This is a genomic window from Fusicatenibacter saccharivorans, from assembly GCF_027667425.1.
Lineage (GTDB): Bacteria > Bacillota > Clostridia > Lachnospirales > Lachnospiraceae > Fusicatenibacter > Fusicatenibacter saccharivorans.
On sequence record NZ_JAQEGR010000003.1, the window covers coordinates 185156 to 207003 of the forward strand.

General features: G+C 49.3%; 16 protein-coding genes, 1 tRNA gene and 1 riboswitch. Of the genes, 13 read left to right on the forward strand and 4 right to left on the reverse strand.

Annotation, left to right across the window (positions count from 1 at the left end; genetic code table 11):
- Positions 1-90: 90 nt before the first annotated feature.
- Positions 91-294, forward strand: a riboswitch (cobalamin riboswitch).
- A gap of 279 nt (positions 295-573) precedes the next feature.
- From PGS38_RS04330 to PGS38_RS04345, 4 genes are all read left to right on the forward strand, one after another.
- Positions 574-4344, forward strand: coding sequence for a prolipoprotein diacylglyceryl transferase (locus PGS38_RS04330; RefSeq protein WP_270475961.1), 3771 nt, complete (start codon positions 574-576; stop codon positions 4342-4344).
- A gap of 79 nt (positions 4345-4423) precedes the next feature.
- The gene (locus PGS38_RS04335) at positions 4424-5788 is read left to right on the forward strand and encodes an ABC transporter substrate-binding protein (protein ID WP_243104910.1); all 1365 of its coding nucleotides are present in this window, start codon (positions 4424-4426) and stop codon (positions 5786-5788) included.
- A gap of 56 nt (positions 5789-5844) precedes the next feature.
- Complete coding sequence (locus PGS38_RS04340) at positions 5845-6861, forward strand: FecCD family ABC transporter permease (protein ID WP_117801654.1); 1017 nt, start codon at positions 5845-5847, stop codon at positions 6859-6861.
- A 6-nt stretch (positions 6862-6867) separates the two neighbouring features.
- Positions 6868-7965 (forward strand): ABC transporter ATP-binding protein, encoded by a 1098-nt coding sequence (locus PGS38_RS04345; RefSeq protein WP_118640763.1) that lies wholly within the window; start codon positions 6868-6870, stop codon positions 7963-7965.
- Positions 7966-8537: 572 nt separating this feature from the next.
- Here the strand turns inward: PGS38_RS04345 and trxB are convergent.
- Together trxB and PGS38_RS04355 are read right to left on the reverse strand one after the other, a co-directional pair.
- Entirely contained in the window at positions 8538-9458 is a 921-nt protein-coding gene (gene trxB, locus PGS38_RS04350; RefSeq protein WP_118601130.1) for a thioredoxin-disulfide reductase, read from the reverse strand.
- Between the two features lie 59 nt (positions 9459-9517).
- The gene (locus PGS38_RS04355) at positions 9518-10843 is read right to left on the reverse strand and encodes a hypothetical protein (RefSeq protein WP_118640761.1); all 1326 of its coding nucleotides are present in this window, start codon (positions 10841-10843) and stop codon (positions 9518-9520) included.
- 205 nt (positions 10844-11048) lie between these two features.
- Here PGS38_RS04355 and dapF point away from each other — a divergent pair, with 205 nt between their 5' ends.
- The gene (gene dapF / locus PGS38_RS04360) at positions 11049-11897 is read left to right on the forward strand and encodes a diaminopimelate epimerase (protein WP_022461696.1); all 849 of its coding nucleotides are present in this window, start codon (positions 11049-11051) and stop codon (positions 11895-11897) included.
- Positions 11898-12068: 171 nt separating this feature from the next.
- The gene (nrdD, locus tag PGS38_RS04365) at positions 12069-14204 is read left to right on the forward strand and encodes an anaerobic ribonucleoside-triphosphate reductase (protein WP_118640759.1); all 2136 of its coding nucleotides are present in this window, start codon (positions 12069-12071) and stop codon (positions 14202-14204) included.
- Between the two features lie 149 nt (positions 14205-14353).
- Here nrdD and PGS38_RS04370 read toward each other — a convergent pair whose 3' ends face one another.
- Complete coding sequence (locus PGS38_RS04370; RefSeq protein ID WP_118640757.1) at positions 14354-15721, reverse strand: MATE family efflux transporter; 1368 nt, start codon at positions 15719-15721, stop codon at positions 14354-14356.
- Positions 15722-15898: 177 nt separating this feature from the next.
- Between PGS38_RS04370 and PGS38_RS04375 the strand changes: the two genes are divergently transcribed.
- Complete coding sequence (locus tag PGS38_RS04375; RefSeq protein ID WP_156327623.1) at positions 15899-16048, forward strand: hypothetical protein; 150 nt, start codon at positions 15899-15901, stop codon at positions 16046-16048.
- Between the two features lie 210 nt (positions 16049-16258).
- Positions 16259-16331 (forward strand) — tRNA-Lys (locus PGS38_RS04380).
- Positions 16332-16542: 211 nt separating this feature from the next.
- Here PGS38_RS04380 and trmB read toward each other — a convergent pair.
- On the reverse strand, positions 16543-17193 hold the full coding sequence (trmB, locus tag PGS38_RS04385) for a tRNA (guanosine(46)-N7)-methyltransferase TrmB (RefSeq protein ID WP_117761983.1): 651 nt from the start codon (positions 17191-17193) through the stop codon (positions 16543-16545).
- Between the two features lie 414 nt (positions 17194-17607).
- Here trmB and PGS38_RS04390 point away from each other — a divergent pair, with 414 nt between their 5' ends.
- The 5 genes from PGS38_RS04390 (at position 17608) to PGS38_RS04410 (ending at position 21843) form a co-directional block, all read left to right on the forward strand.
- Positions 17608-17919 (forward strand): hypothetical protein, encoded by a 312-nt coding sequence (locus PGS38_RS04390; RefSeq protein ID WP_055220224.1) that lies wholly within the window; start codon positions 17608-17610, stop codon positions 17917-17919.
- A gap of 4 nt (positions 17920-17923) precedes the next feature.
- Entirely contained in the window at positions 17924-18964 is a 1041-nt protein-coding gene (locus tag PGS38_RS04395; protein ID WP_022461690.1) for a V0D/AC39 family V-type ATPase subunit, read from the forward strand.
- 11 nt (positions 18965-18975) lie between these two features.
- Positions 18976-20922: a V-type ATP synthase subunit I gene (locus PGS38_RS04400; RefSeq protein ID WP_308054128.1), complete on the forward strand. Its 1947-nt coding sequence runs from the start codon at positions 18976-18978 to the stop codon at positions 20920-20922.
- 127 nt (positions 20923-21049) lie between these two features.
- Positions 21050-21484 (forward strand): ATP synthase subunit C, encoded by a 435-nt coding sequence (locus PGS38_RS04405; protein ID WP_022461688.1) that lies wholly within the window; start codon positions 21050-21052, stop codon positions 21482-21484.
- A 50-nt stretch (positions 21485-21534) separates the two neighbouring features.
- The gene (locus PGS38_RS04410) at positions 21535-21843 is read left to right on the forward strand and encodes a V-type ATP synthase subunit F (protein WP_055220228.1); all 309 of its coding nucleotides are present in this window, start codon (positions 21535-21537) and stop codon (positions 21841-21843) included.
- Positions 21844-21848: the final 5 nt, after the last annotated feature.

The window sequence follows — 21848 nt, forward strand, 5'->3', positions numbered from 1 at the left end:
TAAAGTATGAAAAAAATGCTGATTTTATGCGCTTTTTCCGTGGCCTTTCATTTGACTTTCCAAAACGGCTTTGCTATAATCAGTAACGAATGAAATAAGGGACTTTTCAGTGCGGAACGGATTTGAAAAAGAATCCGCGAAGATAAAAGGGAATCAGGTGGAAATCCTGAGCGATCCGGTCACTGTAAGCAGGGAGTGTTAGCTGCAGAAATGCCATTGTGCGAAACGCATGAGAAGGCGCGGCTGCCGTGAAGATCTGCGAGTCAGGAAACCTGCTGGAAAGGTTAGTGAATCGCTTCCGATGAAAGCATATATTCATGGAAAGATGTACGAAGCAAAATCGGACATCTGCTTTTTTGTCGCCATGCGTCCGAAAAAGAGCTCCGGTGGAGAAACTCTTTTGCAGAAAAAGCAGATGTCTGTTTGTCTTTTCGCAGAAAAAATGTGTCCTCAAAAACAAGATTACTTGCAGGGAGACATCATTGACGGGGACAGGCACCGCCCAGCTGCCTGAAAAAGTCAGACGGAATCCGGAGCAGATGCGCGAAGGATATCCGAAGAAAAGGAGAAGTTATGAAAGGAAATTCAAGCAAATTTCTGGCACTGCTGCTGTCGGCGTCCATGATCATGAGCCCGACTGCCAGCGTATTAGCAGATACGCAGGAAAAAGCAGCACAGACAGAAAGCAGCGCAGCCGCAGAGGAAGCGCTGCAGAGCGAAGAAACAGCAGAGACGGCAGAACCGGAAACAACACCGGCAGAAACCGAGAGCAGTGAAAGCACTGCAGAGACTCCGGCAGAAGAGCCGACGGAAACACCGGCTGCGCCTGCAGAGGATCAGACACCGGCAGGATCTGACGAGACCGAGACACCATCTGCAGATGAGGATGCTTCGGAAGATACTGCAGAGGACACTGCAAAAGACGGTGAAGAGACTGCCGATACCACAGAAAAAGAGCCGGAAGCAGCAGATGAGACTTCCCAGGATGCTGAAAAAGAAACACCGGCAAAAGAAGAAACCAAAGATGCTGTAAAAGAGAATACCAGTCCGGCGGCAGAACAGCCGAAAACGGAAGTAAAAGAAACAACCAAAAATGAGGCATCCAATACAGCCGAGGAGAAAGAAACAAAAGCAGCGGAAGCAGCAAAACCGGCAGATGGTGAGTATGAGACTTCTGCAGAAGCAACCGGAAGCATGTTCCGTGTGATTTCTTCCAGACTCATCGTAAAAGATGGAAAACTGAAAGCATCCATTCTGCTGAGTGGAACCGGCTATGATTACCTGTATACGGGAACAGCAGCAGAAGCTGCCGCAGCAGATGAAAAGAGCTGGATTGCTCCGACAGGAAGCGAAACCTATACGGATACGAAGACCGGTGCAGAAAAGACCGGATATCGTTTTGAAATTCCGGTGGAAGAGCTTGACAAACAGATGGATGTTGCCGTTCGCTCAGCCAAGAAAAAAACATGGGCTGATAAAACTGTTACGATCCACAGCACCGCTGCAATCCCGACCGTAACCCCGGAACCGACCGAGCCCCCGGCCCCGAGTGAAACACCAGGCGATGATTCTTCCGAGACACCAGTCAGCGTAGAAGCACCTGTTGTAAAGGACAACGGTCAAGCATTCAAAATGTTCCTCATCTCTGAGGCAACCATGATCAACAAGGGCGACAAACTTGTTCTTACCCTGAAAACAAACAACACATCGTTTGATAAACTGTATTTTGGAAATAATGATGACCTTGCAAAAGCACCGGTTATTCAGGGAATGCAGGAAGCAAACGACGGTTTTTCCTTTGCGTTTGAAGTAGATGCTGACAAAGCCGGCACAACCGTTCCGATTGTTCTTGGAAAGAAAGACGGAACCTGGTATACGAAACAGCAGCTTTACTTTGTGATTCCGGGAACGAAAACACCAGATGTTACACCAACCCCGGAACCGACCGTAACCCCGGAACCGACTGAGACCCCGGCACCAACCGCAACGCCGACCCCGGAGCCATCTAAAGTTCCAAATGGCATTTACAGCGGAACCGCCGAGACGGGTGCTCAGATGTTCAAAGTAGTGGCTGTGGAGCTGACCGTAAAAGACGGTGATATGAAAGCTAAGATCACCTTAAGCGGTGTTGCTTATGACTACCTGTATATGGGAACTCCGGAAGAGGCAGCTGCTGCAGATAAGAGCGCATGGATCGCGGGCATCGGAACAGCGGATTATACGACCGATGACGGACAGACCAAAACCGGAATGCAGTATGAAATCCCGGTAGCAGCACTTGATCAGCCGCTTACCGTTGCATCCCATTCTGAAAAACGGGACAAATGGTATGCAAGAACCATCACCATCGCATCAGCAAGTCTGAAAAAGACCTCAGATCTTCCGGCAGATGAGACAAACAAAATTGCAGACGGTATCTACGAAGCAACTGCTGAGACTGGTGCAGCAATGTTTAAAGTAGTCAAAGTAAAACTGACTGCAAAAGATGGAAAAATGACAGCACTTATCACCTTAAGCGGAGTAGGTTACAATTACCTGTATCTGGGAACAGCAGCAGATGCAGCAGCAGATGAGAGTGCATGGATTGCATCCAAAGGAGAAGGTGAGTACACCTTAAACGGCGAGACCAAAACAGGACTGCAGTTTGAAATTCCGGTAGAAGCACTGGATCAGGGCCTGGCAGTGGCAGCTCACGCAGTAAAGAGCGGCAAATGGTTTGACAGAACCATCACGATCGCATCCTCCAGCCTGAAAAAGACCGGAGATCTGCCGTCAGATGATTCCAACGATCCGAAACCAACCCTCGTTCCGACCAAGACCCCAACCGTATCTCCATCCGAGACACCGGTTGTAAAACCGACCAGCACTCCGACTCCGGCACCGACCCAGAAACCGGCCGATACCAAACCGGAGCAGGAATCCAAATATGAGTCTGACTTAAGCGGCGGCACATCCAAAGTAGACAGTGCAACCACACTGGCAGACGGCGTTTACACACCAGACGGATTCTCCTTCTCCGGCGGATCCGGAAAGGTAACCATCTCCTGCAGCAAGATTACTGTAACGAACGGACAGGCTTATGCAACGATCGCATTCAGCAGTCCGTACTACGGATATGTAAAAGCAAACGGAAATAAATACATGGCAAATGTCAGCGGCGGAAGCAGCATCTTCACCATTCCGGTTGAGCTGAACAAGAACAATACCATCATCGGTATGACCACCAGAATGTCCGTTGCCCATGAGATTTCCTACAACATCTTCATCTCCCTGGCAGCAGCAAAGAAGGGCGGCAGCACTTCTTCCAGCACAGGATTTGTAAAAGCAGACGGAACAATCTCCACGATCAGCACCGATAACTCCAAGCTGGATACCACCGCTCCAGAGATCATGGGACTGGAATACAAAGCAGAGACAAAACTTGCTTACGCAGAGTACTTCAAGATGTATCATTACGACGAAGGTATCACCCTGCTGGAGATCGATATGACAAAAGATACCGAGCGTGATCCGGAGAAACAGACCGAGGACGACAAGAAAGCAGAAGATACCAATACCGCAGCAGCAGAGGATACCGCAGCAGCAACCGACGAGGAAGAAGCGGCAGCAGCATCCGATTCCAAAAAGACCAGCACTGAGAAAGCGAAAGATCTGACCGAAAAGACGAAAGAGCTGTACGAAGGCAATGTTGTCAAATATCTGATTGTTCCGAAAGATGTTGAGATTCCGGCAGGACTGGACAAAGATATGATCGTGATCCAGCTTCCGGTTGAGAAAACATACGTAGCATCTGAGGATGCCCTGAAACTTCTCGATGAGCAGTTAGACGCAGCAGAGAGCATCAAAGCAGTCGGCATGGAGCAGAAAGACTGCCAGATCGAAAACATTGCAAAAGCAATGGAAGACAAAAAAATCTCCTTCGACGGAGCATTCGATGATCTGGACTACAAAGCTCTGGTAAAAGACGAAATCGACTTTGCAATTCTTCCGTCTGAGTTCCTTCCGGGAAATGCAAAAGATGAGGAAGATGCTGATGCAGCCGACGAGACCGCAGATACCAAAGCTGAGGATCAGAAGGACGATAAAGACGATAAGACAACGGATGAGAAAGCAGACGAAGACAAGACTCCGGAAGAACTTCTGAAAGAGGAAAATGAGCGTCTGTCCGACACCGCAGAGCGTCTGGCAACCCTGACCATTCCGATGCTGGTTGACCGTTCCGCAGACGAGAAGACCGATCTTGCGAAAGCAGAGTGGCTGAAAGTCTACGGCGTGATCTTCGGATGCGAGGATCAGGCAAACGAGCTGTTCCAGCAGATGGTAAAGGCAGAAGAGAATAAATAAGTACAATAATTTGCAGCAAAAAATGAGAAAGGGCTGCTGCCGTATGGCAGCGGCTTTTTCTTTCAGAAAGGAATATCAAATGACAGGAAAAAACGAAAGAAAGCTGAAAAAATGGGCCGCACTTTTTCTTGCAGCAGCGATGTCACTGACGGCCTGCGGCAGCACCGCATCAACGGGAAGCAGCACATCGTCCGCGTCGGGCACTTCGACAGTTTCTGAGAGCAGCACATCCACAGCATCCGCAGCAGACGTTTCCGAAAGCCAGACGGAGAGCACATCCGTCTCGGAAAGTACGGCTGAAAGTGAAAGCACCTCCGAAGCCACTGCTGAGAGCAGCACCTCCGGGAGTGATACCGCATCCGCGGATGGTTTCGCAACGACAGACGATGTCAGCGACGCACCGGACATCACCGGAATCACCATCGAGAGCAAGATGGTCCTGAATTACGCCGAGTGCTTTAACGTATACTACTGCACAGACGGCTATAAACTGATCGATGTCAAAGACGGCGCGCAGTATCTGCTCGTCCCGGACGGAAAAGAGGCGCCGGATGACCTCGATTCCGACGTAATTGTAATCCATCAGCCGCTGGAACGCATCTACATGGCAGCAACCTCTCCGATGGCGCTGTTCGATGCCATCGACTCCCTCGATACGATTCGTCTCTCCGGTGAAACCGCAGACAACTGGTACGTACAGGATGCCGTTGACGCGATGAATGCCGGAACGATGATCTTCGCCGGAAAATACAGTGAGCCGGATTACGAACTTCTGGTCAGTGAGAACTGTGATCTGGCCATTGAATCCACGATGATCCTCCATTCCCCGAAGGTACAGGAGATGATCGAGATGCTCGATATTCCGGTCTTCATCGACCGTTCCAGCTACGAATCCCAGCCTCTTGGCAGAACCGAATGGATCAAACTCTACGGTGCCATGCTGGACAAAGAGGAGGAGGCAGCCGACTTCTTTGCAAATCAGGCAAGTGTTGTGGAAAATCTGAAGGATTTCCAGAATACCGAAAAAACGGTCGCTTTCTTCTATATTAATACGAGCGGAGCTGCCGTTGTGCGGAACCCGGAGGACTATATTTCCAACATGATCGAGCTTGGCGGTGCGCGCAACGCCTTCCGTGATCTCCAGGACGACAGCGGAAAAACATCCGTGCCGATCACGATGGAGCAGTTCTACGATACGGCCGAAGATGCGGACTACCTGATCTACAACGCAAGCATCGATTCCACCGTCAAAACCCTGGACGACCTGCTGGCAAAGGATTCCATGTTTGCCGATTACAAAGCAGTCAAAGAGGGCAACGTCTGGACAACCGAGAAATCCATGTATCAGGCAACCGATAAAATTGCACAGTTTACCAACGACATTAACCTTCTGGTAACGGGCGGCGATCCGGATCAGATGGTATTCTTAAGAAAATTATCCTGATGGAGGAACGTATGTCAGAGAAAAAAAATATGACAGGAAAAGAGAACAGTTTCCATATGGAAAACTTCCGGCGCCGTTCGCGGTATGCCGCTGTGTTCCTGGTGCTGATTCTGGCGTTCGCCGCCATCACCGTGCTGAATATCAATTCCGGAAACGTAAATATTTCGATTCCGGAAATTTTCCGGATTCTGCTGCGGCGGACCGGAGAGGGGAAAGCGTACAATATTATCTGGAAAATCCGCCTTCCGCGTATTCTGATGGCGGCAATCCTAGGCGGTGCTCTGTCCCTGTCGGGCTTCCTTTTACAGACTTTCTTTGAAAACCCGATTGCCGGTCCGTTTGTTCTTGGAATTTCCTCGGGAGCCAAAATGGTCGTGGCGCTGACCATGATCTTTTATCTGGAGCGGGCGCGCAATATCACATCTTACACGATGATTGTTGCAGCATTCTTAGGATCCCTTCTCTCCGTCAGCTTCATTCTGCTGATGTCCCGGCGGATCAAAAATATGGCAGGACTTCTCGTCGGCGGTATTATGATCGGTTACATCTGCTCGGCGGTCACGGATTTTGTTGTCACCTTCGCGGAGGATTCCGATATCGTCAACCTCCACGGCTGGTCACAGGGAAGCTTCTCCGGCATGAGCTGGAGCAACGTAGCGATCTCTGCGGCTGTGATCGGCATCACCTTTGTCATCACGTTCCTGATGGCAAAACCGATCGGTGCATATCAGCTCGGTGAGGCGTATGCGCAGAGCATGGGTGTCAACATCAAAGTATTCCGCATCGCGCTGATTCTGCTTTCGAGTATTCTCTCCGCATGCGTCACCGCATTTGCCGGTCCGATTTCGTTTGTCGGCATTGCCGTCCCGTTCCTCGTTAAACAGAGCCTCGGCACATCGCGTCCGCTCGTCGTAATCCCGGGAACGTTCCTCGGCGGAGCCGTCTTCTGTATGATGTGCGACCTGATCGCGCGTATGGCGTTTGCACCGCTGGAGCTGTCCATCAGTACGGTCACATCGATCTTTGGTGCGCCGGTCGTCATTTTCATGATGCTGCGCCGGAAAAGGGGGTAAGAGAATATGAATGAATATTATTTTCATCTGGACCACCTGACGGTCGGCTATGATAAGAAGCCGCTGATCAAAGATATCTGCATCGGCATCGAAAAAGGCGAGATCGTTACGCTGATCGGACCGAACGGTTCCGGTAAATCAACGATTCTGAAAAGCATCACCCGCCAGTTAAAGCTGGTCGGCGGAAATGTGGAGTTTGACGGGAAAAACCTGCATGAGCTTTCGTTCCGCGAGTTGTCCACGAAGATGGCTGTTGTGCTGACGGAGCGCATGAAGCCGGAGCTGATGACCTGCCACGATATCGTGGCAACGGGCCGCTATCCGTACACCGGACGGCTCGGCATGCTGACCCGCGAGGATGAGGAGAAGGTCGAGAAGGCGATGCGCGCCGTTCATGCCGAAGAGCTCGGCGGCCGCGATTTCAACGCCATCAGCGACGGCCAGCGCCAGAGAGTGCTTCTTGCGCGTGCGATCTGTCAGGAGCCGGAGGTCATCATCCTCGACGAGCCAACTTCTTTCCTCGATATCCGCCACAAGCTGGAACTGCTCGCGATTCTGCGCCGCATGGCAAAGGAGAAGGGCATCACCGTCATCATGTCGCTGCATGAGATCGATCTGGCACAGAAAATTTCAGATAAGATCATCTGCGTCAAGGGCGATGCTATTTCCCATTTCGGCGCACCGGAGACAATTTTCCGCGAGGATATCATCCGCGAACTGTACGAGATTGACAATGGTTCGTTTGACCCGTGCTTCGGAAGCATCGAGCTGCCGCGGCCGGAGGGAACACCGCGCGTCTTTGTCCTCGCAGGCGGCGGAACGGGAATCCTGGTGTTCCGGAAACTGCAGAAGGAAAATGTCCCGTTTGCGGCAGGCGTCCTGTATACGAACGATATCGATTACCAGCTCGCCCGCATTCTGGCGATGGAGACGGTAACCGAAGCACCGTTCCAGGAGATCAGCGACGAGGCATTTGCCCGCGCCTGCGAGCTGATGAAGAGCTGTGAACGTGTCATCGACACCGGCGTCCCGGTGGGCATGTGCAACCGCCGGATCGAAGAGCTGAGGGCAGAAGCAAAGCGGCTTGGAAAGCTGGCAGAGTAAAACAAAGAAAAATCCAATCAAAATCTCCTGTCTGGGAACGAAACAATCGTTTTCCGAACAGGAGATTTTCTTTTTGCAGCCATTGTAAAAACAGCAAAAGAACACGAAAAATGTAATATTAAATTGTACGAAAAATTCACACAATTCAAGTCAAAAACCAACAGAGATTGACACTTAAAAAGTCAAGTGCTTTATAAAATCTTTTGGCGAAATAACGGTTTTCTCTGTTATGACCAAAACACGCGTTCTGATTTCGCAAGATTTAAACACATGCTTTCCACACCGTTTTTCGTGGATAATGTGGATAACTCGGTGTATAACTTGTTTTTAGGCATGTTTTCGGTGGTTAACTATGTGGATAACTTGTGGACGGGATGTTTATAAAATTGGCCCGTGTGGAAAAAACCCGGTTTCTTTGTGCAATTTCGACAAAAGAGGTTTTAAAGTTTTATACGACTGATATGAAAGGTTTTTCAGATTTCAGAAACTACGGAAAAACAGAAAAAAGCAGGCAGTTCTCCGTACAATACGAAGAATGCCTGCTTTTGCTGTATTCTATTCGAAAGAAGCCATCAGTGGCTGATCAGATATTTCTCTACCGAAGTCACACAGTTCGCGCCGTCGGCGGCTGCCGTGATGATCTGACGGAGCTGCTTCGTGCGGACATCGCCTGCGGCGAACACGCCCGGCACGCTCGTCACACCGTCTTCGCCGGCTTTGATGTAGCCAGCCTCATCGGTTTCTACGGTGCCTGCGATCAGTGCGGAGACCGGAACGATACCGACGGCAATAAACACGCCGTCTACCGTGATCATACCGGCTTCTCCTGCCTTTTTGTTCGTTACCTTCACGCCGGACACCATCTCGTTTCCCTCGATGGAATCCACAACCGTATCCCACACCATTTCCACATTCGGCAGTGCCAGCAGTGCATCCTGGAGAACACCGGCTGCCCGCAGTTCATCGCGGCGGTGGATCACGTAAACCTTTTTGCACGTTCTGGCAAGGAAAATCGCATCCTCCACGGCGACATCGCCGCCGCCGATAACGGCAACGGTTTTGTCTTTGAAAAATGCGCCGTCACACGTTGCACAGTAAGAGACGCCCATGCCGGAGAGTTCCTTTTCACCAGGTACATTTAACGCGCGGTGCTCCGCACCGGTTGCAAGAATGACCGTTCTGGCATGATACTCATTTTTTCTCGTGCGGACAATCTTGATCTCTTCGTCAAGAACAAGCTCCTTCACACGCTCGCGGGAAAATTCCGCGCCCATTTTTTCAGCGTGTGCGCGCAGCGTGCTTCCGAGATCCATGCCGCTGATGCCCGGAAGGCCGGGATAGTTGTCTACTTCATAGGTATTCAGCACCTGGCCGCCGCTTGCAAAGTTTGCCTCAATCGTAAGAGAGGAGAGCTTTGCGCGTTTCGCATAAATCGCGGCAGAAAGACCCGCCGGGCCGGAGCCGATGATGATAACGTCGTATAAGTTTTCCATAAAAATCCTCGTTTTCGTCTGTAGTAAGCTGCCATGCAGCCATTTTTCTGAAAGTATCGTTACGGAGCCGGTGTTTCGGACGGTTCCTGACTGTCGGAAACGGAAGATGAATCTTCCGCGGAAGTTTTTTTGGCTTCTTCTTCCGGCGCTTCCGGCTGGTTGTGAACCACCTTGATGCTGCGTACCAGCTTCAGATCGTTGTCGATGCCGATTTCAGTGTAGTCCAGCTTTTCGTCATCACTATAGAATGTGTAGAGTGTCAGGTTACTATCCTCTTTTTCCGTTTTTTCTGATTTGGCATCCCCTGCCTTCGCCAGAAAATCGCTCTCGGAAGTGCCGAGCGTGATGCCGTTTGTGATTGAAATCGGAATCTTTGTCGTATCGAGATCGCCGTACAGCGAAGTAACAAAACAGTTGCGCACTGTCGTCGCCTCCGCGCCGTAATTATGTACGGTGCAGTAAAGCTTCTGACCGCCCTTTTCCAGCGTGACGTAGCCGTATTTTCCGTTTAAAACGGCCGTATCGGACTCTTTCGTATTGACGGTCCAGTCGTGGTCCAGAAGTTCACTGACCGGAACGGGAAGATGATAGAGTACATCGTCAAAGCGGACGGTCCAGTCGTTGATTTCAATGCTGTCGGCTTCCGGTGCCTGGTAGGCCTCCACTTCCGGTGTTGTGGCATCGCTGACACCATCGAGCGCTTCTGCATCAGCCGTGGTCGTAAAGTTCTGCATATCGAGGGAATACAGAATTCCCGTTTTGTTATCGAAGCCGAGCGTGATCGTCTGGTACAGCCCGTACTCATACGTGAACTGCACAGAGGTATCGGTCTCATAACGGTCCTTTGGCGCACCGTAGATGCTTTCCGCATCCTCCATCAGCGACTGCTGCAGAGTGACGCCGTTCGGCAGGCCGACATAGATATTCTGGCCCTCAGCGGTCGAGGTGTCGATGTGAATGCCTCCGATCAGGCATTCCGCCACTGGCTTTGCCGTGGTATCCGGATTGGCAATATCGACGGTAATCTGGTTTCCGTCCTTTTCAAAACTTTCGCCCTCTGAGAAGGATTCCGGCTGGATTTCCTTCGTGTCGTCGCCGCTGTAGACCCAGCCAAGCGCTGTAAAATCCGCGTAGGATTCCGGAATTTCGTATGTATCGCCCCAGATGGCAAGCTGAAAACTGTTCAGGTTCTTCGAGAGATCCACATCGTATTCCGGAATCTCATCGGAATCGCCGGAGGCCGCCAGATTGTCTTCGGGGTCGTCATCGTCGGTACTCTGACTGATGGTTGTGATCGGAATCGTTTCTGTTTTCTTTCCGCAGCCGCTCGTTCCCACGAGGAAAGCGGCAAATACTGCTGTTAAAACCCAACGGTATTTTTTCATCAAAACCTCCTCATAATAAATGGTTAAAAATATTTGAAAGTTACTTCATGTAGGTAACGATATCAGTTCCCCCTATTCTATCACATTCCGCTTCGTTTTCCAATGTCTGAAGCGGATTTGAGAAAAATGGTTTTTCAAACGCGCGGTACGGAATACATATTTAGTAAGGAACTGGAAAGGGCAGAAGTCTGGGAGGAGGCTGTGTATGCGTTTTACAAAAATGCAGGGCTGCGGAAATGATTATATCTATGTAAATGCCATGGAGGAGCGGGTGGAGAGTCCGGGACGGCTGGCAAAAGCGGTAAGTGACCGCCATTTCGGCATCGGCGCGGACGGGCTGATTCTGATCGGGGCATCCAAAACAGCAGATTTTTCGATGGAAATGTACAACGCCGACGGCTCGAAGGGCGCGATGTGCGGCAACGGCATCCGCTGTGTGGGAAAATACGTGTACGAGCATGGGCTGACGAGAAAAACGACGCTGACTATCGAAACCGGCAGCGGAAACCGTGTGATTCATCTGCAGACGGGGGAGAATCTGAATGAGATCTGTCAGGTGACAGTGGAGATGGGAACGCCGGAATTCCGCGCCGCACAGATCCCCGTTGTTTCTCTGGGGGAATATGTGCTGGAGCATAAAATTACCGTGTGCGGGGAAAATTATACGATGACCTGCCTTTCGATGGGAAATCCGCATGCGGTGATTCCGGTGGAAGATGTGGAAAAAATATCCATTGCAAAGACCGGTTCCGCTTTTGAACACCTTTCCTGCTTCCCGGACCGTATCAATACAGAGTTTATCCAGACTTTAGATCAACACACAATAAAAATGAGAGTCTGGGAACGTGGGAGCGGTGAAACGCTGTCCTGCGGAACGGGAGCGTGTGCGGCAGCCGTCGCGGCGATGCTTTCCGGCTGTGTTTCGGAGGGAGAAACTGCCGTAGAACTGCGCGGCGGCAGGCTTTTCGTTACATGGGACCGGACGAAAAATAAGGTCCTTCTGACCGGCCCGGCCGAGACCGTTTTTGAAGGAACGCTTGCAGAACGAATTTGAAAAATGCAGATTTCTGTCTGCACGAAAGAGCAGTATGCAATATTCTGAAAATAAAAACTTACAGGAAATGCCTTTTCTTTTCAAAAGAAACATGCTACAATATGTGGTGCCCGCTACAAGAAAAGGGTGGGGGACACACAAGATATAGTGTTTGATTTGGAGGACACCACAATGGTTTATATTATCAAAAAGGACGGCACCAAAGAAGAATTCGACGCGCAGAAGATCGTTCGTGCCGTAAATAAATCCGCACAGAGAATCCTGTATACCTTCTCACAGCAGGAGATTGACTTTATCTGTAAGTTCGCAACCGAGCACGTATATTCCCTTGGAAAGACCGAAATTCCGATCAGCGATATGCACAATATCGTGGAGGGAGCACTCGAAAAAGTAAACCCGGCTGTGGCAAAAAGCTACCGCGATTACCGCAATTACAAAACTGATTTTATCCATATGATGGACGAGGTCTACACGAAGAGCCAGTCCATCCGCTACATCGGCGACAAGAGCAATGCCAACACCGACAGCGCCCTCGTTGCAACGAAGCGAAGCCTGATTTTCAACGAGCTGAACAAAGAGCTGTACCGCAAGTTCTTCATGAACCGCAACGAGCTGCAGGCCTGTAAGGACGGCTACATCTACATCCACGACCAGTCCGCACGTCTCGATACCATGAACTGCTGTCTGTTCGATGTCGGAAACGTTTTAAAAGGCGGCTTCGAGATGGGAAATGTCTGGTACAACGAGCCGAAGACACTTGACACCGCATTTGATGTCATGGGTGATATCGTCCTCAGCACCGCTGCACAGCAGTACGGCGGCTTTACCGTGCCGGAGGTGGACAAGATCCTTGCTCCGTACGCACAGAAGAGCTATGATTACTACGTAAAAGAGTTCCTGAAATATACCGACGCATCCTGGGAGGGTGCACAGGAGAAAGCCATCGAGTATGCGATCGACAAAGTAAGAAGAGAGTGCGATCAGGGATGGCAGGGAATTGAGTATAAACTGAACACTGTTGGATCTTCCCGCGGTGATTATCCGTTCGTTACCGTGACCCTCGGCCTTGGAACGAGCATGTTCGAGAAGATGATTTCCATCTCCCTTCTCGAGGTCCACAAAAACGGACAGGGCAAGAAAGGCCACAAAAAGCCGGTGCTCTTCCCGAAAATCGTCTTCTTATATGACAAGGCAATTCACAGAGAGGGCGGCATCGCAGAAGATGTCTTCGAGGCAGGACTTGACTGTTCTTCCAAGACGATGTATCCGGACTGGCTGTCGATGAGCGGCGAGGGCTACATCGCCGAGATGTACAAGAAATACAAGAGAGTCATCAGCCCGATGGGATGTCGTGCTTTCCTTAGCCCGTGGTACGAGCGCGGAGGCATGGAGCCGGCAGATGAGAACGACAAACCGGTCTTTGTCGGACGTTTCAACATCGGAGCCGTTTCCCTTCATCTTCCGATGATCCTGGCAAAATCCCGTTCCGAGAACCGCGATTTCCACGAAGTGCTCGACTTCTACCTCGAGATGATCCGCGATCTGCACAAACGGACCTACGATTACCTCGGCGAGATGCGTGCATCCACGAACCCGCTGGCTTACTGTGAGGGAGGTTTCTACGGCGGCCACTTAAAACCGTCCGACAAGATCCGCCCGCTGTTAAAGCCGATGACCGCATCGTTCGGTATCACGGCGCTGAACGAGCTGCAGGAGCTGTACAACGGAAAATCTCTTGTTGAGGACGGACAGTTCGCACTTGACACGCTGAAATATATCAACGACAAGGTTGCCGAGTTTAAGAAAGAGGACGGCATCCTCTATGCGATCTACGGCACACCGGCAGAATCCCTGTGCGGCCTGCAGATAGAGCAGTTCCGCAAACAGTACGGCATCGTCCGCAACGTTTCGGACCGCCCGTATGTGAGCAACAGTTTCCACTGCCACGTAACCGAGGACATCACCCCGATCCAGAAACAGGATCTCGAGGGACGTTTCTGGGAGCTCTGCAACGGCGGAAAAATCCAGTACGTGCGCTATCCGGTCGGCTACAACAAAGGCGCGATCAAGACACTGATCGAGCGTGCGATGGAGCTTGGCTACTACGAGGGCGTAAACCTGTCCCTGGCTTACTGCGATGACTGCGGCCACCAGGAACTCGACATGGATGTCTGCCCGGTCTGCGGTTCCAAGAACCTGACAAAGATCGACCGTATGAACGGCTATCTTTCCTACAGCCGTGTCCATGGCGACACACGTCTGAATGAAGCAAAGATGGCGGAAATTGCAGAGAGAAAATCGATGTAATCATTCATGAAATAATCAATGGAACAATCAATGGAATAATCAAAAGCCTCTGAGAAAAGTCCGGTGTGAATGTGACTTTCCTCAGAGGCTTTTTGGGTATTGTATCCGGTGGAAGCTGCCGGCGGCAGGGACTGCAGATGATGTGAGAATTAATCTTCGACATCGCGGGTAATATTTCGAACCCAGATGTACTTTTTATAATGATGATAAACGGCAGGAAGCTTTACAATTTCATCGAGATTTACAATGCAGTAAACCACCATAACCGGAAGCTTCAGCCAGAATGCGGCAAGAAAGCCAAGCGGTACAGAAAAGCACCACATAGCGCCGATGTTTCCCTGCATATCAAATTTCGCATCGCCTCCGGCACAAAAGATACCGTCGAGAACGGTGGTGTTGACCGATTGTGCCATCAGGTTCAGACCGCAGAAGAGAAGCATGTACTGCAGGTACTCGGCTGCGGTATCGGAAAGTGGGGCAAAATGAACGATGGCTGGGGAAATAAGCATCAGCAGGCCGCCGGTCACAATGCCGATGGCAATGGAGAGATGGCTTAAACGTCCTCCATACTCACGGGCTTTTTCCAGCTCGTTCGCGCCGAGCAGATTTCCGATCAGAACACCGGCACCGCCGCTCACACCGCGGATCAGGCAGGAGAGGAGGCTCTTTGCAATCGAGGTAATCGAGTTTGCTGCAACAGCATCGCTTCCCATGTGGCCCATGATAACGGAGTACAGAACGTAGGCAATTCCCCAGACGAGGGAGGCCGCAAGCACGGGAAGCGTGTAGCGCCAGAAGTCTTCTGAAAGTATTTTCCCTGCGGAAGAGAAGAGGCGGTTCCAGAGAATCCGTACACGCTCCGGTTTCTTTGTCTCGAGATAAGCCCAGATCAGTTCCACAACGCGGGCAGCTACCGTTGCATAAGCTGCTCCGCGGATCCCAAGTGCCGGAGCACCGCAAAGACCGTAGATGAGGATGGCATTTAAAATGATGTTCAGTACAACCGCAGTGGAACTGATGCGGGAGCTGACTGCTGCATGACCGGTGTTTTTCAGCAGGATCAGATAGACCTGCGAAATACCGCAGAGTACGTAGGAGAGTGCAACAGCGCGTAAATACTGGCTTCCGCTTGCAACCAGGGCCGCATCATTTGTAAAGATGCGCATCAGCATTTCGGGACAGAAACCGGCAAGGATGGTAAACAGGCCGGAGAACAGCAGGTTGGTGCGAAGTGCGATCGGAATCACTTTTTCGATCGAAGCGGCATCCTGTTTCCCCCAGTACTGCGCTGCCATAATACCGGCGCCCGCCGCGATGCCTGAGATAAAAAGGCTCAAAACAAACTGCACCTGTCCGGCCAGTGAAACAGCAGACAACGAAGTCTGATCAATCCAGCCCAGCATGATCGCATCCGTTGCGCTGACGAGAGCCAGCATAAAATTCTGGATCGCAATCGGAAGGACGAGGAGTTTTAGTTTCTGGTAAAATTCATCCTTAAAATTCATTCGTGTTTTCATAAAAATTCCCCCAAAGTATAAATAGTAGTTTTTGCTGTATTATAGCGGAAAGGAAATGGGAAAACAATGGCTAAAACAAGCTATTTTCTGGTCATTTTTGACATTCCCTGTATAATATAGAAGAAAAAGAACTTTTCCGGTGCCCGTGTCCGGTACGCCGGAAAGCGGAGAAGAAGTTTGATCAGAAAATCAGGTTTCCTTCAGCAGAAACTCCAGGATTTCTGCTATCAGAATAAATATGCCGGCAGCGGCTGTCTTTATAAAATCCAGAAATCCATGCAGGAGCTGGAGAAGCTTTTGAAAAAGAAAGATAAGAAACGGAAGTAGGTTCGGCTGCCATTGGAGCCGTCGTCGAAACAAACGGAAATATACGAAAAAATTGTGAAATTTAATAGAATTATAAGACCTGTTTTCGCTGTTTTTAACAAAAGTAAAGAAACAGTGAAAAAAAGGTTGCTTTTTTCGGCAGAATCCTTTATAATCTTATTTGTGTTCAGCGAGTGGATCATCCAATGAAACACAGAAAAACAAAAGTAAGCGCCTTTAGCTCAGTTGGTAGAGCAGTAGACTCTTAATCTATTTGTCCAGGGTTCGAGTCCCTGAAGGCGCATCGAAAGCACTGTTTTTGCAGACCTGAGAGCTGCGGGGACGGTGTTTTTCTTGTTTTACAAGCAAAATACCAAAAGTCTGTGTATCAACTTTTTTACATTGCGATAGAAACAGAGAAAAACCGGCAGCGGAGCGGTCTTACTTTTCAAGAGACCGTTCTGCTGCCGGTTTGTATTTTGGATGGGAATCAAATCATTTGCGAAAGCATTCCGCTACAGAAACCGTGCCTCCATCTTACAGATCGGGTTTCCGATTGAGGAAAACTTCTCCTCATATTCCGTCATTACATTTCCTTCTGAGAGAACCACATCGTGGTGCAGATCGTATGTGAATGCAGTGAGTTCCCATCCTTCTGCATTTTTCATCTCTTCAAGAGAGTAGTCAAACAGATCTTTATTATCGGTCTTGAATTCCAGTGTTCCGTCCTTCTTTAAAATCTTCTCGTACCGTGCAAGAAACTCATGCGATGTCAGTCTCCGTTTCGCATGGCGGTCTTTCGGCCACGGATCGGAGAAGTTGAGGTAAATGCGGTCTACCTCGCCCTCAGCAAACACTTCCGGAAGCTGGCGTGCATCCATGCGGATAAAGAACAGGTTTTTGATTTCCGTCTCCAGTTTTTCCCGTTTCTGTACTGCGCGGAGCAGCACGCTGTCGTACATTTCAATGCCGACGTAGTTGATTTCCGGATGCAGAACCGCCATATCCATCAAAAAGCGGCCCTTTCCCATACCGACCTCAATATGAATCGGATTTTCATTTCCAAAAATTTCAGCCCACCGTCCCCGGCAGCTCTCCGGCTCCTGCACAACGAACGGACAGGAAGCAATCACATCTTTTGATCCTCTGATATTTCTAAGGCGCATATGCGTAAAATTCCTTTCTTAAGTGATAAATATTAGAATAAAAGCCAATCATATCCAGTATATCATAGCTCCCGAAAAAGCAAAACAGAAAAATCCCGTTTTCAAATTTTCAAAGTTTTCAAAATACTATATACAATATCAACCTGCACATAGCATTTCTTATCAGCAATATGACAATCGGATTGGAACCATATCGAAATCATATGAGGGACCATCTTTTGGCTATTGAGATTGGAAGAAAAAATATGACCCATTGTCTATTTTTAATCAAAAAGTCGATCGAAATTCCACTTTTTTTTACGATTTCAATATGTCAACTTTGGAAAAAAAGGTGTAGAATACTAACAGCAAAGATGCGGGGAGTTTTCCTCGTCTTTGTTGTCTTTTAAATAAATAAGGAGGGAAAGCGATGCTATGGAATCTGTAATTAACAAACTTGCAGAGATCGAAACGGCTGCTACCAAGATTATGCAGGCTGCCGAGAATCAGAAGAAGCTCCAGGATGAGCAGCAGGAAGAGCGGATTGCAAAATTCGATGCAGATCTGGAAGCGGAAACGGCAAAGCGGATTGAAGAGATCACAACAAAACTTCATTCTACTACAGATGCGGATCAGAAAAAGCAGCGGGACTCTGCCGCCGAACTTCTATCTTCACTGGACGCTTATTACGAGCAGAATCACGGAGCACTGTCCACACAGATTTACGAAAACATTATAAGGAAGTGAAACGATGAGCGGTCTATTATCCTACAGCGGCCTTACCACAAAGATAAGAGCCATGCAGAGCCATCTTTTAAACGACCAGAATTTTCGGGAAATCGTGGAACTGGAGAGTGTACCGCAGGCAGTTTCTTACCTCAAGCAGCATAAAGGCTATGAGGATCTGTTTGAGGGCTACAACGAAGCTGACCTTCACCGAGGTCAGATCGAGAAAATGCTGCGCCTGACGGTATACCGGGATTTTTCCAAGCTGTACCGTTTTGCAAATGTGGAGCAGAGAAAGTTCCTTGCGCTCTACTTTAAACGATACGAAGTGTCCGTTATCAAAGAATGCCTGAACACGGTATTTGATCACCGTGATGTGGTATTGAACCTGTCCATATTCGACGAGTTCTTTAACAAGCATTCCCAGCTGGACATCAATCTTCTGGCGTCCTCCAGGACGATCGAAGAACTGATTGCGAACCTGAAAGGGACAGAATATTATGCCCCGCTGTCGCAGCTCGCGGATATCGAGCGTCCGACCCTGTTCGACTATGAGATGACCCTGGATCTGTATTACTTTGCACAGATGTGGAAAGACAGATCAAAAGTAGTGACAAAGCGGGATCTGGAAGAGCTGACCGCTGCATGGGGAAGCAAGTTTGACATGCTGAACCTTCAGTGGATCTACCGTTCCAAACGCTATTATCACATGACCAGCGCACAAATCTACGCCCTGCTGATTCCGGTTCATCACCGGCTGAAAAAGGATGTGGTAAAGGCACTGGTAGAAGCCGAGAATATGAGTGCATTTTCCCAGCTGCTGGAACAAACCTATTATGCGAAACGGTATGATTCCTTCAAAGTCGATACGCTGGAATCCATGTATGCAGCCATTATGAAGCACATACTTTCCAGTGAATCCAGACAGGATCCTTATTCCGTTGCCACCATATACTCATACCTCTATCACAAAGAGCACGAGGTAAACCGGCTTATTATTGCACTCGAGTGCGTACGTTACCGTATCAGCGCTGACGAGGCAATGCAGCATATCGCAAAAACTTAATACACGGGGAGGTGTACTCATTGATTGTCAAGATGAAATTTTTGAGCATCACCGGGCCGAAAGCCGACATTGACCGTGTGGTCAACACTTATCTCTCAAAATATGAGATACATCTGGAAAACGCTCTGACGGAGCTGTCTACGATGCAGAATATCACACCGTATATCCAGATCAACCCATACAAAGAGACCTTAAAACAGGCGGAAGATTTTACAGCACTTCTGCCGGAAGACAAGCGTACCACCACGAAAAGACTTTCCCTGGAAGATGCCATCAACTGTGTCCATGGTTTGGATCACACCCTTGGCCAGTTGAACCAGGAGCGTACAGAACTGGAAGCAAAAAAGAAAGACTTGATGGAAAAAGCACAGAAAATCGAGCCGTTCCAGGATCTGCACTGCAATCTTTCCTCCATTCTGGATTTCCACTTTATCAAATTCAGATTCGGAAAGATCACAAAAGAGTATTACAACAAGTTTGAGAGCTACTGCTATGAGAACAGCGATACGGTATTCTACCGCTGCCATTCCGATGAGCAGTATGTATGGGGCATTTACTTCTGCCCGAGAGATCAGGTCACGAAAGTGGACGCCGTATTCTCATCCCTGCACTTCGAAAGAATCTACGTTCCGGACGAGTACAGCGGAACGCCGGAGGATGCTTACGCAGCACTTCAGGCAGAAATCAAAAAGACAGACGATGCACTCAGCGAGTGCTCACGGAAACTGGCAAAATGCCTTTCGGATTCCGCAGAGGATCTGGTTGCAGCAAAAGAGCAGTTAGAGCAGCTCTCCGGCAACTTTGATGTCCGTCGCCTGGCAGCCTGCACAAAATCTAAGAAGGAAACCTTCTATATTCTGTGCGGCTGGATGTCGGAAAAAGATGCCGCTTCCTTCCAGAAGGACATCGAAAACGACACAAATCTCTTCTGCTTCATCGAGGATGATGCAAACAACGTTCTGCGTCAGCCGCCGACAAAGCTGAAAAACCCGAAAATCTTCCGTCCGTTTGAGATGTACGTGAAGATGTACGGACTGCCAAATTACAATGAAATTGACCCTACGATTATCGTAGGACTCACCTATGCCTTTATTTTCGGAATCATGTTTGCCGATGTAGGACAGGGATTGTGTCTGCTGATTGGCGGCGCACTGCTGTACCACTACAAGAAGATGGATCTGGCAGCGATCATGAGTACCTGCGCGGTATTCTCTGTGATCTTCGGATTCTTGTTCGGCAGCTTCTTCGGATTTGAGAATGTCATACCGGCCCTCTGGCTGCATCCGAAGGAAGCGATGACAACGCTTCCGTTCATCGGTTCGATGAACACCGTATTTGTCGCAGCGGTTGCATTTGGTATGTTCATGATTCTGACAGGAATGGTTCTGCATATGATTAATGCAGCAAGAAACCATAAGCTCGGCGAGCTTCTGTTCAGCCAGAACTCCCTGGCAGGCTTCATTTTCTACGGAGCCCTTGCCGTTACACTCGTTCTCCTGTTCAGCGGCCATAAAGCTCCGGCTGTCGGCGTGATGGTAGTCATGTTCGGTATTCCGCTTCTTGCGATCTTCTTAAAAGAGCCACTGGAGCGTATGGTAGAGAAGAAGGGCAATGCATTTCCGGAGACTGGAAAGGGAATGTTCTTTGTACAGGCATTCTTCGAACTCTTCGATGTGCTTTTGAGCTACTTCTCCAACACAATTTCCTTTGTCCGTGTCGGCGCATATGCAGTCAGCCATGCGGCTATGATGGAGGTTGTCCTGATGCTCGGCGGAGCAACAGGCGGCGGCAGCATCAGCTGGCCGGTTATTGTTCTCGGAAATGTCTTCGTTGCCTGCCTTGAGGCACTGCTGGTAGCGATCCAGGTACTGCGTCTGGAGTATTACGAGATGTTCAGCCGGTTCTATGAAGGAGACGGAAAACCGTTTGTTCCGTTTTTGAAAAAAGGCGAGAAATAAAAGAGGATTCAGAGCCATGCGAAATGGAAGTGAATATGGCGGGAAGCTGTATCGGGAAAAAGTGAAAATGGCTCCGGATCGCAGCAAAGAGTAAATTTAATGAATTAACTTCAGGAGGAAAACTATTATGAACTCAGCATTTGTACAGGTACTTACTGCAATCGCAATGGTATTAACCATCGTTGTTCCTATGACTTATTACTTCAAAGGTGAGCACAACAAAAATCGTTACAAAAAATCTCTGGCAGCCAATGTAAGCGGCTTCTTCGGCCTTCTGCTGATCGCAACCGTTGTTTCCTTCGCAGGCGCAACAACTGCATCTGCTGCAACAGAAGCAGGCGCTGGTCTTGCAACCGGTCTTGGTTACATCGGTGCAGCTCTTGTTACAGGTCTTTCCGGTATTGGTTCCGGTATCGCCGTTGCATCTTCCGCAAGCGCAGCTCTTGGAGCAATCAGCGAAGACGGCAGCATCTTTGGTAAATCCATGATCTTCGTAGCTATGGCCGAAGGTATCGCTCTGTATGGTCTGATCATCTCCTTCATGATTCTTGGTAAACTTTGATTCCAAAACCGGAAGGTATTGATCTTCACCTTAAGTTGGAGGAATCATAAATGAAAATGTTCTTGATCAGTGATAACGTAGACACTCAGACGGGCATGCGCCTGGCCGGAGTGGAAGGCGTTGTCGTTCATGAGCGCGAGGAGCTTTATGATACACTGCAGAAAACACTGGCAGACAAAGAGATCGGAATTATTCTCCTTACAGAAAAGTTCGGGAAGGAATTCCCGGACATTCTGGAGGATGTCCGCCTCAACCATAAGCTTCCGCTGCTCATTGAAATTCCGGACCGTCACGGTACCGGAAGAGCGCCGGACTTTATCACTTCCTTTGTAAATGAATCTATTGGATTAAAACTGTAAGAATG